The 15,773-nt window shown below is 59.6% G+C and carries 10 protein-coding genes; 8 read left to right on the top strand and 2 right to left on the bottom strand.

Going from position 1 to position 15,773, the window contains the following annotated elements; translation table 11 throughout:
• Nucleotides 1-325: 325 nt before the first annotated feature.
• Nucleotides 326-2,197, bottom strand: a complete 1,872-nt coding sequence (locus QSJ36_RS01845) for a M60 family metallopeptidase (RefSeq protein ID WP_285466467.1) — start codon at nt 2,195-2,197, stop codon at nt 326-328.
• A gap of 174 nt (nt 2,198-2,371) precedes the next feature.
• Between QSJ36_RS01845 and htpG the strand changes: the two genes are divergently transcribed.
• From htpG to thiM, 8 genes are all read left to right on the top strand, one after another.
• Nucleotides 2,372-4,213, top strand: a complete 1,842-nt coding sequence (gene htpG / locus QSJ36_RS01840) for a molecular chaperone HtpG (RefSeq protein WP_285466466.1) — start codon at nt 2,372-2,374, stop codon at nt 4,211-4,213.
• A 75-nt stretch (nt 4,214-4,288) separates the two neighbouring features.
• Nucleotides 4,289-5,131, top strand: coding sequence for a potassium channel family protein (locus QSJ36_RS01835; protein ID WP_102726244.1), 843 nt, complete (start codon nt 4,289-4,291; stop codon nt 5,129-5,131).
• Between the two features lie 163 nt (nt 5,132-5,294).
• On the top strand, nt 5,295-6,401 hold the full coding sequence (gene alr / locus QSJ36_RS01830) for an alanine racemase (RefSeq protein ID WP_285466462.1): 1,107 nt from the start codon (nt 5,295-5,297) through the stop codon (nt 6,399-6,401).
• 103 nt (nt 6,402-6,504) lie between these two features.
• Nucleotides 6,505-6,945, top strand: a complete 441-nt coding sequence (locus QSJ36_RS01825; RefSeq protein WP_102722359.1) for an RrF2 family transcriptional regulator — start codon at nt 6,505-6,507, stop codon at nt 6,943-6,945.
• A gap of 136 nt (nt 6,946-7,081) precedes the next feature.
• On the top strand, nt 7,082-8,368 hold the full coding sequence (locus QSJ36_RS01820) for an O-acetylhomoserine aminocarboxypropyltransferase/cysteine synthase family protein (RefSeq protein ID WP_285466459.1): 1,287 nt from the start codon (nt 7,082-7,084) through the stop codon (nt 8,366-8,368).
• 36 nt (nt 8,369-8,404) lie between these two features.
• Nucleotides 8,405-9,334: a cysteine synthase A gene (gene cysK / locus QSJ36_RS01815; protein WP_285466458.1), complete on the top strand. Its 930-nt coding sequence runs from the start codon at nt 8,405-8,407 to the stop codon at nt 9,332-9,334.
• A gap of 19 nt (nt 9,335-9,353) precedes the next feature.
• On the top strand, nt 9,354-9,968 hold the full coding sequence (gene thiE, locus QSJ36_RS01810) for a thiamine phosphate synthase (protein ID WP_285466457.1): 615 nt from the start codon (nt 9,354-9,356) through the stop codon (nt 9,966-9,968).
• A gap of 50 nt (nt 9,969-10,018) precedes the next feature.
• Nucleotides 10,019-10,834: a hydroxyethylthiazole kinase gene (gene thiM / locus QSJ36_RS01805; RefSeq protein ID WP_285466456.1), complete on the top strand. Its 816-nt coding sequence runs from the start codon at nt 10,019-10,021 to the stop codon at nt 10,832-10,834.
• Nucleotides 10,835-10,920: 86 nt separating this feature from the next.
• On the opposite strand, the gene QSJ36_RS01800 is transcribed toward thiM, so the two are convergent.
• Nucleotides 10,921-15,498 (bottom strand): S6 family peptidase, encoded by a 4,578-nt coding sequence (locus QSJ36_RS01800; RefSeq protein ID WP_285466455.1) that lies wholly within the window; start codon nt 15,496-15,498, stop codon nt 10,921-10,923.
• Nucleotides 15,499-15,773 lie beyond the last annotated feature (275 nt).

Below are 15,773 nucleotides of genomic sequence, written 5' to 3'. Positions count from 1 at the left end.
CTTCACGATGAAGAAATCAGCCACGGTGTCCTGGGCATGCAGCAGGCCTGATAAGAGCGAAAGCATTCCGGTTTTCGTACCTGAACTTATCCCGAGCGCGGCAAAGGGAAATTTCTGTGTTTGCCGTTCATGGTTTTGCAAGGGGCGGGAGTCCTTGTTCCTGGGACGCGGCCATAAAAATACACTGGAGAAGACGTATGGGGCGGTTATTCACCTGGCCGCTTTCCTGTGGCCGGAGGGCCGTCATGGAGCGAGAACACTCCCATGAAAAAGCGCCGCCGTTCCGGAGAACGACGGCGCCCGAACACGCTAACCTCTTAAGCTTTTATTTGGCGGGGCGCTTGCCGTACGCCAGCGTACGCTTGCCATCCCAGGAAACGGCCTCAATCCGGGTGGAGCCCTCCGGATAGGGAACCGTGGTGGAGGAGTTGTCCTTGGAATCCGTCCCCACCATGGTGATGCGGACCATTTCCTTATCCTTGTAGGTTTCAAAGACGGCGGCGTTTTTCCACACGTCATGGGAGATGATGCGCCGGTTGCCCTGTTCCGTGATGCCCTGGTTGCAGGCGCCCCGGACGGGCAGGCGGTTCTTGTACGCCTCCACGCTGTTGACGGAAAGGTAGTAAATGACGGGGCTTTCCGGCTTCTTGTACTTTCTGGCGTACGCAATCAGGTTTTTGCAATCGGACTCCGTAATGGTCATGCGGGCGCAGGTGTAGTCGTCCAGCTCCTGGTCAATGGGCTTGAGCATGCCGGTCTTCTGGAAAAAGTCCGTCAGGTCCTGTTTGGAGACGTCGCAGGCGTTCTTCATGAACGCGAGCTGAAGCTCGCCGTCCTTCTTCCCCTTGGTGTCCATCTTGATGGCCTTGTAGAAGATGTCCGGATAGAAGTCGGGATTGCCCTTCCCGGCCACCTTGAAATACAGCTCCAACTGCCACAGGGGAGCCAGCTTGACAAAGTGGTCGTGCACCATCGGGCGGTTGTCCCCGCCGGAACGCTTGTCCGGGCCAGCCTGGATGAGCCAGTTTTCCCCCTTCAGGATGCCGTTGTTCAGGTAGGCGTTAAAGCGGCCGCCGATCATGTTGCCGTCCCCGCCGTTGATGCGTTCATGCTCCAGGCGCATGCTGGAGGGATTCAGCATGTAATTCACGTAGGCGGAGTAAATGTTGTTGGTCACTTCCCCGGTGGATACCCATTTCATGGCGGGGCGCACCTGGTTGACATGGCCGAATTCATGGGCGATGCCCCAGGCGCTGCCGGGAATCTTGTCCGGATTGCCCACTTCCCCCATCGTGCCGTTGTGGAAGGCGGCGCCCGTGCCGTCCGCGTGCATGAAGCCATTCCAGATCACGCGGCCGAACATCCGGTTTTTAGGCAGCATCTTGTACTTGTACAGGCCCATGATCTGCTGCTCCATGCCGATGATCTTGTCATACAGGGCGATCAGTTCCTCCCCCTTGTCCGGGCAGAATTTCTTGAGTTCCTCCACCGGATACACCAGGTGCACGCGGCTGCCAACGATGTCCACCACCTCCGTGGGGGAATTTTCCAGCATCTTCTTCCAGTCGCTGTTCTTGCTCACGCCTCCCACGAACACGCCGTTCACCTTGCCGGACGGGATGGAGAGCCGTACCTTGGGAGCTTTCTTGTAGTTGGGCGTGAAGTATTCAATGTAGCCCAGCCCCTTGTTTTTCGCCTTGATGATGTTGATTCCCGCCTTGAGAGGGTAGGAGCTGCGGCCTCCGTCACGCCCGAAGTTGTGGATGACCAGGTTCAGTTTTTCCCCTTTGGGGTCTTCCATGACCAGCAGCACGTCCTCCCCTTCCTCAAAAAAGATGCCGGTGGGGTTTTCAAACTTGCTGTACTGGCTGGTGCGCAGGCGGTCCGCCAGGTCCTTGACCGGTTCGTACGGTTCCGCCGTGATGGCGCGCGCCTTGCGGTCATATTTTTTCTCCGCCATCTGGCGGGCGAGCCCGCGCACGAAGGGATCCTTGATTTTGGCGATGCGGTCACGCGTGACACTGGGTTTCAGCGCCAGCATGAAGTCATTGATGAAGACGTTGGAATCCAGCGCCTTCAGGCCCGCTTCCGTAATCGGAACGGACCCGGTCTCCTGGGCGGAAAGCACGCCGCCGCCCAGCATGCCGCAGAGAGCGAGCAAAAGGGCTCCCTTTTTCAAGAATGGTAAGAGGATCATGTTTATAAAATTATACTGATCAGTTTCCTGAATTGTTTCAAGGAAAAATCCTCCAGTGGGAACATGGACGGAAAAAGGCCGTTTTTGTGACATGGGGCGTTCCTGCCACCGCTTAAAAACTGTCCATCCCCTTGACGAGGTCCCTATAATGGCACCCGTAACACATTTTTCCATATGAATACAGAAACGCATCAATTCCAGGCGGAAGTCCGGCAGCTGCTGGACATTGTCATCAACGCCCTTTACAGCGACCGGGAAATCTTTGTGCGGGAGCTCGTTTCCAACGCTTCCGACGCCCTGGAGAAGCTGCGCTTGAAACAACTGACGGATTCCAACATCTACCAGCCGGAAAAGCCTCTGGAAATCAGCATCACCACGGACAAGGAGAACAAGACCATCACCATCGCGGACACCGGCATAGGGATGACGGAAGCGGACCTGGTGGAAAACCTGGGGACCATCGCCCATTCCGGCACCAAGAAATTCATGGAGGCCCTCAAGCAGAAGCAGGAAGGCGGCGCGGACCTGATCGGCCAGTTCGGCGTGGGCTTTTACAGCTCCTTCATGGTGGCGGACCAGGTGGAGGTCTTTACCCATTCCTGGGAGCCGGAGGCGGCCTCCCTGCGCTGGACTTCCAACGGACGGGAGGGCTACAGCATTGAAACCCTTGACGAACCGCTGGACCGCGGCACCCGCATCGTCATCCACCTGAAGGATGAGTATGAGGAGTTTTCCCAGGAATACCGCGTGAAGGAGCTCCTGCGCCGTTATTCCAACTTCGTGGGCTTCCCCATCAACTTCAACGGAGAGCACATCAACACCGTCCAGGCCATCTGGTCCAAGTCCAAATCAGACGTGAAGCCGGAGGAATACGACGAGTTTTACCAGTTTATCTCCCACACGGATGAAAAGCCCCTGTCCTACATGCATTTCAGCGCGGACGCCCCCATCATGCTGAATGCCCTGCTTTTCATCCCCAAGCGTAATCCGGAAATGTTCGGCTTCGGCCGCGTGGACGCCAACGTCTCCCTGTACTGCAAGCGCGTGCTGATTGACGCCAAGCCGGAAGGCCTGCTTCCGGAATGGCTGCGCTTCCTGAACGGCGTGGTGGACAGCGAGGACCTGCCCCTGAACATTTCCCGCGAAATGCTCCAGGACAATTCCCTGGTGCGCAAGATCAGCGACATTATCACCAAGCGCTTCATCAAGCACCTGGACAAACTTGCCAGGGACGAAAAAGAAACCTACAAGGAATTCTACGGACAGTTTTCCCGCTACCTGAAAGAAGGGGTGGTCACCTCCTGGCCGAACAAGGAATCCCTGGGCAAGCTGCTCCGTTTTGAATCCACGGCCACGGAGCCGGGGGAAACGACCTCTTTCGAGGAATACATCACCCGCATGAAGGAAGGGCAGACGGCTATTTACGCGCTCACCGGCCCCTCCCGCTCCCACCTGGAAAACAGCCCGTACCTGGAAGCCTTCAAGGCCCGCGGATACGAAGTCGCCTTCTTCACGGACCACGGGGACGAGTTCGTGCTGGACTCCCTGTCCAGCGTGGACGGCAAGCCCGTCACGATGATCGACCGCGCCGACGTGGAGCTTCCCGAGCTGGAAGAGGAACAGAAGGACGCCCTGCCCCAGGAGGAAGCCACCGCCCTGGAAGAATGGCTGAAAGAACTGTACCCGGACAAATTCTCCAAGGTGACGCTGGGCAAGCGCCTGGTCAGCGGTCCCGCCGTGGCCCTCCAGACCGGAAATGACATGGGGCCGGAAATGCGGGCGTACATGAAAGCCATGGGGCAGGAAATCCCCGAAAGCCATCCCCAGTTGGAACTGAACCCCTCCAACCCGCTGGTGAAGAAGCTCTCCGCCCTGAGGACGGAAAATCCGGAACTGGCCCAGATGGTGGCGGACCAAATCGCGAACACCGCCCTGCTCCGCGCCGGCATGCTGGACGATCCCGCCGTGCTGGCCCAGTCCTCCCAGGCCCTGATGGAGCAGCTCCTGCTTAAATAAAGCCTCCGGCGGAAACGGCCTCTTTCACAAGCCGCTCCCTGCCCCGGGGGCGGCTTTTTCCTTTCATTCCCCGTCATGAACGCGTTCCACCACATGCCCCGGCACTTCCTGTTCCTGAAGCTGGCCTATCAAACGGGCATGTGCCTGCTGGCCCTGGTCGCCGTGACGCTGGCGGCCATTGACCTGACTTCTGAGGCGGCGGAATGGGAAGTGACGGCGGACCGGGTCATTTACTGGATTTTCGTGCTGGATTACGTGGTCCGCTTCTCCATCAGCAGGTCCAAATGGCTCTTCGTCAAGGACCATGTCTGGGACCTGCTGGCCATCATTCCCTTTGACGTGCTGTTCCGTCTGTTCAGGTTCGCCTCCCTCGGCGAGATTCTGCGGCTCGCCAGGTACCTGGACCTGTTCTCCTACGCCATGAGGTTCACCACGCGCATCAGGCGTTTCTTCAACACGAACGGATTCAAGTACATCTGCATTGCCGCCCTGGTCATCATCCTGCTGGGGGCCGTGGGCATCCATCTGGCGGAAGGCATGAGCCTTCCCAACGGCATCTGGTGGTCCTTTGTCACCGCCACTACAGTGGGCTACGGGGACACCTACCCGGTCACCACTCCCGGAAAATTCCTGGCCGTTTTCCTGATGCTCACGGGCATCGGCTTCGTGGGAACGCTGACCAGCACCATCACCTCCTTTTTCCTGCATCCCCATGCGGGAGAACCCATGCCGTACAGGGAGGAGGAAATTGAAGCCATCAAGAAGAAGCTGGACGGCCTCTCCTCCATGACGGACGAGGACATAGACACCATGGCGGCCCTGCTGAAAACCCTGCGGGACGCCCCGCACGCATCTTCCCATCCAGAGCAGGAAACACCTGCCTCCGGCCCCGGCACTTTACCGCAAAAGCCGGAATGACCCGAATGCCGGATGCGTCTCTGCCCCTGCCGTCCTCCCTTCTTTTTGCACCAAGACTGACAAAAATCCGTCTGGCATTGCACGGGCAAAGGCGGACAATCCCTCTGTGCCGGGGCTCCCTGCCGACCCTCTCCTTTTTCCAACCTCTCCGCCTTTCTCCATCATGCCAGTTACCAGCCCCCCCCGCGCCTGGGCCGAAATCGACCTCGGGGCCATCCGCCATAACCTGAACGTCGTCAAGCAGGCGGCCAAGGGTGAATATTACATGCCCGTGGTAAAGGCGGCAGCCTACGGTCACGGGCTGGAACAGGTCTGCCGCACCCTGGATTCGGAAGGCATCGCCTTCTTCGGAGTCGCCAACGTGGGGGAAGCGCGGCGCATCAGCCAGGCGGGATGCCGCACCCGGCCCTATATCCTGGGTCCCGCCTTTCCGGAGGAACGGGAGGAAATCGTGCTGAACGGCTGGCGGTCCTTCATCTCCACCATGGAGGAAGCCGTGCACTACAATTCCCTGGCGCGGCTGTACGGGAAGACGCTTCCCATCCATATCTCCGTGGATACGGGCATGGGCCGCGGCGGATTCCTGCCGGACCAGCTTGAAGAATTGCTCTCCCGCCTGGGGGAACTGGACAGCCTGTACATGGAAGGGCTGGGCGCGCACCTGCCCTGCGCGGACGAGGACCGGGAAATCACCCTCCGGCAAATTGCCCGCTTTGAACAGATGGCCGCCCGCATCCGGGAAAAACTGCCCCTGAAGTACTGCCATCTGGCCAACAGCGCCGCTTCCCTGGATTATGAGATTCCCTCCAACAACATGTGCCGCCCCGGGCTGGTGCTGTACGGCTTTTCCCCCATTCCCTCTCCCTGGGCCGCGCAGTTGAAGCCGGCCATGGCCCTTTTCTCCCGCCTGACGGTGGCGCGCACGCTGCCGGAGGGGCACGGCATTTCCTACGGAGGCACCTTTGTAACGGACCATCCCACCAGGGTGGCTACCGTGGGAATAGGCTATGCGGACGGCTACGTGCGCTCCCTGGCCCACAAGGGCGCCCGCGTGATGGTGGACGGCATCTCCTGCCCGCTGCTGGGGCGCGTGACGATGGACCAGATCATGGTGGACGTCAGCCGGGTGCCGCACCCGGAACCGGGCATGACCGTGGAGATCATGGGGCCGAACATTCCCGTGACGGAACTGGCGGAAAAGGCCGGTACCATTTCCTGGGAAATTTTTACCGGAATAGGTCCCCGGGTGCCGCGCCACTACATCCACTGAACCCTCTGCCGGAGAAGCGGTCCGCCCGTGTTCCCTTATTCCGCGCGGTGCCTTCATTCCCGATTGACGGGCAGCCTGAAATATCGTTTATTGATCCGGTATGATGAAGGTTTCCACCAGAGGACGCTATGCACTGCGCCTGATGATTGATCTTGCCCAGCACAATGACGACGGCTACATCTCCCTGAAGGAGATTTCAGCCAGGCAGGACATCACCGTACGGTATCTGGAACAAATTATCGCCATCCTGCTGAAAGCGGGCTTCGTTCAGAGTTTCCGGGGGAAGTCCGGCGGCTACCGCCTGTCCCGGCATCCCCGGGAATACACCACGGAAGACATCCTGAAACTGACGGAAGGCTCCCTGCTGCCCCTTTCCTGCACGGCTTCCCAGAACAGCCCGTGCCCGCGGGCGTCAAGCTGCGCCACGCTGCCTTTCTGGCGGGGGCTGCAAAAGGTCATTGAGGATTACCTGGGCCGCGTCACGCTGGAGGACCTGTCCGAGCAGCAGAAGGAAATCGGCTGCGACTACGGAGCAGGCATTTAACCGGAGCACCCGGCCTGAACATTTTTTCGCCCCTTTTTTGTTTTGGCCTTATGTCCCACTTTTTTTACCCGGCACTTGACATCCCGTCCCGCTTTAACTATCTATTCCCTACTTTCCCGATAGGAATATAAAAAATATGAATAAGAACCATCGTTTTGAAACGCGCCAGATCCACGTGGGCCAGGAAAATCCGGACCCGGCCACGGATGCCCGCGCCGTGCCGATTTACGCCACCACTTCCTATGTCTTCAAGGACTCCGAACAGGCGGCCGCCCGTTTTGCCCTGGCGGAGCCGGGCAACATCTACAACCGCCTGATGAACCCCACGGCAGACGTTTTCGAAAAGCGCATCGCCGCCCTGGAAGGGGGAGCGGGCGCCCTGGCGGTAGCCACCGGAGCGGCGGCCATCGCCTATGCCGTCCAGAATATTGCGCGCGCCGGGGACCACATCGTTTCCGCCGCCAACGTGTACGGCGGCACTTACAACCTGTTTGCCCATACATTTGCCGAATCCGGCATTGAAACCACCTTCGTGGACGGCAGCGATCCGGACAATTTCGCCAAGGCCATCCGGGAAAATACGAAGGCCCTGTACGTGGAAAGCCTGGACAACCCGAACTGCAACGTTGCGGACATAGACGCGCTGGCAGAGGTGGCGCACGCCCACGGAATTCCGCTCATTGTGGACAATACCTTCGCCTCCCCCTTTCTGTTCCGCCCTCTGGAGCACGGCGCGGACGTGGTGGTGCATTCCGCCACCAAATTCATCGGCGGCCACGGAACGGCGATGGGCGGCGTGATTGTGGACGGCGGCAAGTTCGACTGGACGCAGAATGATAAATTCCCCGGCATCAGCCAGCCCAACCCGAACTGCCACGGCGCCGTGCTGGCGGAAATCTGCGGCCCTCTGGCCTACATCATGAAGATCCGGACCACCCTGCTGCGGGATACGGGAGCCACCATCAGCCCGTTCAATTCCTTCCTGCTGCTCCAGGGGCTGGAAACCCTTTCCCTGCGGGTGGAGCGCCATGTGCAGAACGCCCTGTGCGTGGTGGATTACCTGGCGGCTCATCCCCAGGTGCAGAAGGTGAACCATCCCTCCCTGCCGGACCATCCGGACCACGAACTTTACCGGAAATATTATCCGAACGGCGGCGGCTCCATCTTCACCTTTGAAATCAAGGGTGGCGCGGAAAAGGCTCGCAAGTTCTGCGAAAGCCTGGAACTATTTTCCCTGCTCGCGAACGTGGCCGACGTCAAGTCCCTGGTGATTCATCCGGCCTCCACCACCCACTCCCAGATGACGGAGGAGGAACTGAAAGCGGCAGGCATATCGCCCTCCACGGTGCGGCTTTCCATAGGCACGGAACATATCGACGACATTCTCGAAGACCTGGAACAGGGCTTCCGCGGCATTCTCTAACGATTTAACGGCTACAATGCTCTTTTCCTACAAGCCATGAGAATTTACAGAAACATTACAGAACTGATCGGCGGCACTCCTTTGCTGGAGCTGACCAATTACGAACGCAAAAACGGCCTGAACGCCGCCATCCTGGCCAAGCTGGAATACCTCAACCCCGCCGGCAGCGTGAAGGACCGCATCGCCCGGGCCATGATTGACGCCGCGGAAGCCTCCGGAGAGCTGAAGCCGGATTCCATCATCATTGAACCCACCAGCGGGAACACGGGCATCGGCCTGGCGGCGGTGGCCGCCTCCCGCGGGTACAGGATCATCCTGACCATGCCTGAAACGATGAGCGTGGAACGCCGCAACCTGCTGAAGGCCTACGGCGCGGAACTGGTGCTGACGGACGGCGCGCTGGGCATGAAGGGAGCCATTGCCAAGGCGGAGGAACTGGCCGCAGGACTCCCCAACAGCTTCATTCCCGGCCAGTTCGTCAACCCGGCCAACCCGGAAGTCCATTTCCGGACCACCGGACCGGAAATCTGGAACGACACGGACGGCAAGGTGGACATCTTCGTAGCAGGCATCGGCACCGGAGGCACGATTACGGGCGTAGGCAAGTACCTCAAATCACGCAATCCGGAAATACGGATCGTGGCCGTGGAGCCGTCCGCTTCCCCCGTGCTGACCCAGGGGACCGCCGGCCCCCACAAGATTCAGGGCATTGGCGCGGGTTTCGTGCCGGAAACGCTGGATACCTCCGTGTATGACGAAGTCATCACCGTCACCAATGAAGACGCCTTCGCCACCGGCAAGGAGCTGGCGCGCACGGACGGCGTGCTGACGGGCATTTCCTCCGGCGCAGCGCTCTGGGCCGCCACGCAGGTGGCACAGCGCCCGGAAAACGCAGGCAAGACCATCGTGGTCCTGCTGCCGGACACGGGGGACCGCTACCTCTCCACCCCCCTGTTCACGGACTAATCCTTCCCATCCTCCAGCCATGAAAGAATTCAGCCTCCATCTCTACCTGGTCACTGATGAAGCGGCCAAATGCCGCCACAGCCTTCTGGAAACCGTCCAGAGGGCGGTGGACGGCGGCGTCACCATCGTTCAGTACCGCTCCACCAATCCGGACGCGGGCACCTGCTACCGGGAAGCGCTGCCCATCCGGGACTTCCTGGCGTCCCGCGGCGTTCCCTTCATCGTCAACAACCGCATTGACCTGGCCCTGGCGCTGGACGCGGACGGCGTCCACATCGGCCAGCGTGACCTGCCGGTTCCTGCCGTCAGGGCCATGATCGGCCCGGACAGGATTCTGGGGCTTTCCGTTTCCAACGCGGACCAGCTCCGCGCCGTAGACGCCGCCCTGGCAGACTACCTTGGGATGGGGCCTGTCTTTCCCACCATCTCCAAGCTGAACGCCCCGCCCGTGCTGGGCGTGGACGGCTTCGCCGCCCTGGCCTCACAATCTCCCCTGCCCGTCGTCGCCATCGGCGGGCTGGACGTGGAGCGCGCCCGGCTGGTGCGCGCTACGGGAGCGGCCAGCGGCATTGCCGTCGTCTCCGCCATTTGCGGAGCGGAGGATCCGGAAGCCGCCGCACGGGCGCTGGCCTGACCGGCTGAATTCCGGAAACAAGCGGGCAGCAAAACATTCTTTCAAACGCCATGCCTTCACCAACTGACCTCGTCCATGCCGTCTCCACCGATCTGGAAAAAATCCGGGAGACGGCTCCGTTGGTTCTCTCTCTGACCAACTCCGTCGTCCAGCCCCTGACGGCCAACCTGCTGCTGGCCGCAGGAGCCGTTCCCGCCATGCTTAACGATGCGGAGGAAGCCGTGGAAATGCTCCGCGGCGGAACAGGCGCCCTGCTGGTCAACCTGGGCACCGTGACGCGCGAACAGGGCGCCGTCATGCAGACGGCGGTGCAGGAAGCCAACCGGCTGGACATCCCCTGGGTTCTGGACCCGGTAGCCGTTGGAGCTCTCTCCCTGCGTACGCGGCTGGCGGAACAGTTGAAGGAACGGAAGCCCCGCATCATCCGCGGGAACGCCTCTGAAATCATGGCTCTGGCCGGGTACTCCTCCGTCACGAAGGGACCGGAAAGCACCAGCTCCAGCGCAGACGCCCTGCAGGCGGCCAGGGAACTGGCCCTGCATACGGGGGCGGCTGTCCTCGTCACGGGCCGCACGGACTATTCCACGGACGGCCGCCAGGTGATTTCCACGGAAAACGGACATGCCATGATGTCCCGCGTCACGGGCGTGGGCTGTTCCATGGGCGCGCTGGCCGCCGCCTGCGCCGCCGTCTCCTCCTCCCCCTTGCAAGCGGCCGTCTCCACGGCCGTATTAATGGGCATCGCGGGGGAAATGGCCTTTGAACAGAGTCCCGCTCCGGGTTCCTTTGCCGTCTCCCTGCTGGACAGCCTGTACTCCCTTTCTCCGGAAGAAGTAGCGCGGAGAGCGCGCATTCTTCCCTTTTAAACCGTTACTCCTCCTTCCCGTAACCGCGGAAAAGCAGCGCGCCGCACTCCCTCCGGAATGCGGCGCGTTGAATTTACAGGCCTTTTTTATTCGTTCTGCGGAACGGAACGGCGCAGGAACACCGCTCCCAGCGCAGCCATCAGCAGCATGCATGAGGACGGTTCAGGAACAGGAGCAGGCGCCGTAGCCGTAAACGCCGATGCCATGGCTGAAGAAGCTTCCGGAGCCGCATTCGGCGTCCACACCATGCTCACTTCCTTGGAATCTTCGTTCTTCTGGAGGCTCCACTGGCCGTACGCCGCGTAATCTCCGGCGGAAGACGCATCCAGCGTGAAATTACCCGTCAGGGTCGCGTTCGCTCCCCCCTCAATGAAGTTCAGGATGTGGGAGGTTCCCCAGAAGTCGGTGGAATAGTCGAGGCTCAACGCCGCCAGCTTCAGCTTGGCCCCCGCGTCAATCTGGAAGACGCCGGACTGAAGCATCAGGCTGTTGTACGCCAGTTCATTCCCGGCGGAACCGCCCATGGACAAGGTCAGTTCAAAGACGGAACCGGACTGGAGCGTCGTATTCCCGGACAGGGTGGCGGAACCGGACAGAATGCCGCCATTCTTCACCAGGATGTCATTCCCTAGGGCAACGGAAGAAATATCCGTTCCAAGGCCGCCCAGCGCCAGACGCGCGCCGGAATTGACGGAGGCCGCTCCGGTTCCAAGAGCCTGGCTGGAGGCCGCCACCAGCGTCCCCCAATTGACCGTAGTACCACCGGAATAGGTATTCTTTCCGGAAAGCACCATGATCCCGGCGCCTTTCTTGATGAAGGAACCCTTAACTCCGGAAGAGTTCACGATGTTCGCGGATATTTTCAAATCCACGTCTGCGGTTCCACGGTCCACCATGAATACCGTAGGATTGGCATCCCTGAGCTGCACGTTGACGCGCTTGATTTCAGATGCCCTGTTTGCGGATTTCACATTAACGACGGCATTCGTCCAGATATCCATGCGACCGCCCGTTATGCCGTCCACAACGCCTCCGGTCAGGTTGAACACCGTATTCTGGAACGTCTGGTTCTTGTTGTCTCCAAAATACAGGGTTCCTCCATTGATGTTCACGTTCTTGACGGAGGCGTTCCCTCCGGAATAACCGAAGCTGTCACCGCCCTTCAATGTCACCTGCGCTCCCTCCCGGATGGCCAGGTTCCCGCGAATCATGCCGTTGGCGCCTCCGTAGCCCACCACAAGGACACCCTTATTCACGGTGGTTCCTCCGGTATAGGAAAGCATCTTCTGGATGGTGAGCGTGCCGGAACCGTTCTTCACGAGCGAGCCTGTTCCGGACACATTCGTGTTCAGGGCAACCGAATCAGACCTGTTGAAGGCGAGCACGCCGTTGTTGACGACTGCACCGGCGCCCAGGGAACCGCTTGTACCGCCATTCCCTATGGTGAGCGTTCCCGCCGCAATGGTGGTGGTTCCGCTGTAGGAATTGTTCCCCGTCAGCGCCAGCTCACCACTCCCTTTCTGGATCAGGCTGCCCGTACCGGAAATGGCATTCGCCGCCGTCACGCTGTCCGTCCTGTTGAACGCCAGGGTTCCTTCATTGGCAACGGCTCCCGTTCCCAGGCTGCCGGAGGTTCCTCCGTTCCCTACCATCAGGGAGGCTCCGGAGAGGATGCGCGTTTCACCGGAATACGTATTGCCAGCCGCCAGAATAACTCCTCCGCCAGTGCCCATGCTCTGGGTATCCAACGTCAGGGAATGATCACCGCCAAGCGAACTGGCTACGGTCAGCATCCCGTTTCCGCCGAACAAATATCCCTGCGTTCCGGCTGTCACGGCCCCGGACAAAACAGCCTGTCCGTCAGCCCCGATGCACACGGAATTCAGTCCCATGCCGCCCAGATTCAAATCCGCCGTACGGGTTCCCGACAGGAGCAGAACGCCTTCGGAAGCATTGGAAACATGCGCCAGGGCGGCATCCGCTTCCGCCCCAAGGGCAAAGGATGTTCCGTACTTGACGAGCACATTCTTGTTCTGCACCCCGAGGGAGCGCACGTCCGCGTAGGTGAGGTTCACTCCCCCATTCAGTTCAATAACCCCGGAGAAAGCAGCTCCACCCTCCGAATCACTGTTGTGCGCGTTGGCAAGCACTACGGTTCCGGTATTGGAACCGTTGCCGATGGACAGGGTGCCGGAGCCGCTGAGCTTCAAGTTCACCGTCAGCGTTCCGCCGCCTCCGCCCAGGGTCCAGCCCCCATCCGCGGTCCAGCCGGAAAGCAGGCCGGTCGTTCCCCGTGTTCCCAAATTCACCTCTCCCAATGCGCCGACGGACAAGTTTCTGAAGCCGTTCAGGCCGGAAATCGCCGCCTGGTCTTCCAGCAGCACGAACGTTCCGGAAGACGCCTGGTCCAGCTTTCCGGCAATAGCGGAAAAACCAGCGCCTTCCACAGCCAGGGCTCCGGCGGCATCCAGCGACCAGACAGCCTGCCCGAGAGCCCCGGCGGAAGAGGCGCGCACCAGGCCTTCTTCAACCGTGGCAGTTCCGGAAAAACTGTTGTTCCCGTTTTTCAGAAGCAGGGTTCCTTCCCCGGTTTTCACGAGGGAACCGGCTCCGGAAATCACGCCGGACTCCGTCGCGGACCCGGAATCCACCTCCGCACGGAACATGGATGCGGTTCCGGACAACACAATGTTTCCGCTGTGATTTCCCCCGGCCAGCACGCCATACGTGCCTCCGTCATCCACCTGTACGGCAGACACCACCAGGGAATGGCCGCCGGTGGTAAACCGGGCGCCGCTGTTCACCTGCACTGTTCCGGTGGAAAAGGAGGCCATCTGCCAGTCGTTCTCATCCACATAGCCGCCCGCGTGCAGGGTGTGCACTCCGGCCACCTTCACCTCTCCTCCCTGCACCGTCCACGTTCCGGTATTGAGAATATGGGCGGCCAGATTCCAGACGGCCCCTTCCGCCGTGCCGGGTGCGTACACCACATTCATCAGTCCACGGGAAGCGGCCTCCCCGTCCCGCAAAGACCCTAGGAACGTCTGTTCCCCGGAGCCCGTGAACGTAAGCGTTACGGTGGAATTGCCAAGGTAATTGGCAAAAACGGCTCCGGAATCCAGGTGAGTGATGGAGTTCAGCGTCAAATTGTGCCCATACATGTCCACCACGCCCCCGCGGTGGCCGAAGATGAACTCCCCGGATACTTGGTTTTCCCCCGCCAGGCGCACCATTACTCCGCCGCCGTTCAGCTTCACGTTGTGTGCCGCGTAGCCGTCCCGGTCCAGAATCAGCATCCCGCTTCCTCCCACGTTGATGTCCGCCGCATTGTTCCCGTGGCCGCTGACGATCAAATCACCTTCCCCGATCTTCCGCCACTCGTCTCCGGAGGTTCCGGTCAGCAGCGTCGTCACGGTTGCCCCCTTGTTCACAACGAAACCCGCCGTATTCAGACGGTAGGAGGCATTTCCTCCGTCGCTCAATACGTAATCCCGGTTGAACGTGAGGGAACCCGCCCCCGTATCCACCGAGCCCTGGAGAACAATGGTGCCGCCGGAGCCGTCAAAAATAAGATTGCTGCACACGCCTATCTGCGTGTCCGAGGCCCGCGTTCCCTGTGTGGAGGTATCTCCTCGCAGGCCGGAGGCCAGCCCGGTGTAATCCGTGCTGATATCTCCCTGAACGAAGGTTCCGTTTCCGTCGCCATCCGTCACATTCCACAGAAGATCCCCACCCCCTTCCGACACGCTGACAGTGCGGTTGAAACTGTCCACGTAATCGCTGGCCCACTGGTTGCCAGAGCGCATCTGGCTGAACTCGCCGTAGCCGCTACCGCCCTGGGATTGACCGGCCCCCACCCATTCCCATCTGCCGGACTTCTCATTAAATACATAGCTGGGACTTCCGCTGTCCCCTGCCAATATGCCTGAAGGCAGGGGATTGGATTCCGAAGGCTTCTTGAAATTGTACCAGAAACGGTAGGCCGGGTAAGTCTTGGCATTCTCAGGGTCCGGCTCTCCTGTTCCCGGAACGCTGGCCTGTCCCTCAAAAACCAGGGTTCCCCCGGTCAAATAGGAATAACCTCCGCTGACCGTGTCCTGTTTACCGTTCCCCGTGGCAATAGCCTGGGTTCCGGACCCGGCACGCAGAACCAGCCGTCCCTTCATGTTGTCCAGGTATTCCGGATCCGTCAGGTAGGGGGCGTATTCCGCTTCCGTCACGATCTTGCTCAACCGCTGCACGCGGTAGTCATACGTGTAATTCGTCTGGTCGCCCCAGGCATTCTTGATTACCACGCTCCGGTAGGCGTCATAAAACGGCGTTCCTTCCGTGGCTCCAAAACGCTTGGTAAACGTAATGGTCTGGTTATTGTAATCATGGGACACGGTGGCGATGAAGCCCGGGCCGCCTACCAAAGCGGCTTCCCCGGCATGGGCGTCCGCCAATCCGTCAAAATTCATCATTTTGGGGATGGAGCCCACGTAATTGCCTTCCTTGTCGTAAATGGCGACGTCTTTGGCATTGATTCCAAAGATGCCCCGGTTTTCCGCAAAATCACGGTAAGTCTGAACGTCGAAGGAATCAGACATCAATCCCCCATAAACGGGAGAGAGGAGACAGGCCGCCCCCAGCAAGCCGGAATGATAGAAATAATGTAAATTCATGGCAGAACGAGCTTTAGGTTAAAATAATTCAAATCATAAAAAGTACTGCTATTCAAAATGTTTTTTAAAGGACGCTCCAGGAATCGGGAACTTTATTTTATTCCCAATAATTTTAATTATTCTTCATTTTGTTAGAGTTTGAAAACACCATTTGTTTTCAACAAACGACTTTACATTCCCCCCACAACAAGAACTGGCGCGAATACCAAGCTTTGCATGACACAAATTATTTCTTCTTTTTCCTTGCTTCAAATAAATTTACCTGAAAGTTCGCC

This window comes from Akkermansia sp. NBRC 115031, assembly GCF_030268505.1.
GTDB classification, from domain to species: domain Bacteria; phylum Verrucomicrobiota; class Verrucomicrobiia; order Verrucomicrobiales; family Akkermansiaceae; genus Akkermansia; species Akkermansia massiliensis.
This window is presented reverse-complemented; position numbering and strand designations above follow the sequence as displayed.

Excerpts from the sequence above, each read along its gene's own strand:
- QSJ36_RS01800 (WP_285466455.1), bottom strand. The coding sequence starts at position 15,498 with ATGAATTTACATTATTTCTATCATTCCGGCTTGCTGGGGGCGGCCTGT.
- alr (WP_285466462.1), top strand. The coding sequence starts at position 5,295 with ATGCCAGTTACCAGCCCCCCCCGCGCCTGGGCCGAAATCGACCTCGGG.
- htpG (WP_285466466.1), top strand. The coding sequence starts at position 2,372 with ATGAATACAGAAACGCATCAATTCCAGGCGGAAGTCCGGCAGCTGCTG.
- cysK (WP_285466458.1), top strand. The coding sequence starts at position 8,405 with ATGAGAATTTACAGAAACATTACAGAACTGATCGGCGGCACTCCTTTG.
- QSJ36_RS01820 (WP_285466459.1), top strand. The coding sequence starts at position 7,082 with ATGAATAAGAACCATCGTTTTGAAACGCGCCAGATCCACGTGGGCCAG.
- QSJ36_RS01835 (WP_102726244.1), top strand. The coding sequence starts at position 4,289 with ATGAACGCGTTCCACCACATGCCCCGGCACTTCCTGTTCCTGAAGCTG.
- thiM (WP_285466456.1), top strand. The coding sequence starts at position 10,019 with ATGCCTTCACCAACTGACCTCGTCCATGCCGTCTCCACCGATCTGGAA.
- QSJ36_RS01825 (WP_102722359.1), top strand. The coding sequence starts at position 6,505 with ATGAAGGTTTCCACCAGAGGACGCTATGCACTGCGCCTGATGATTGAT.
- thiE (WP_285466457.1), top strand. The coding sequence starts at position 9,354 with ATGAAAGAATTCAGCCTCCATCTCTACCTGGTCACTGATGAAGCGGCC.
- QSJ36_RS01845 (WP_285466467.1), bottom strand. The coding sequence starts at position 2,197 with ATGATCCTCTTACCATTCTTGAAAAAGGGAGCCCTTTTGCTCGCTCTC.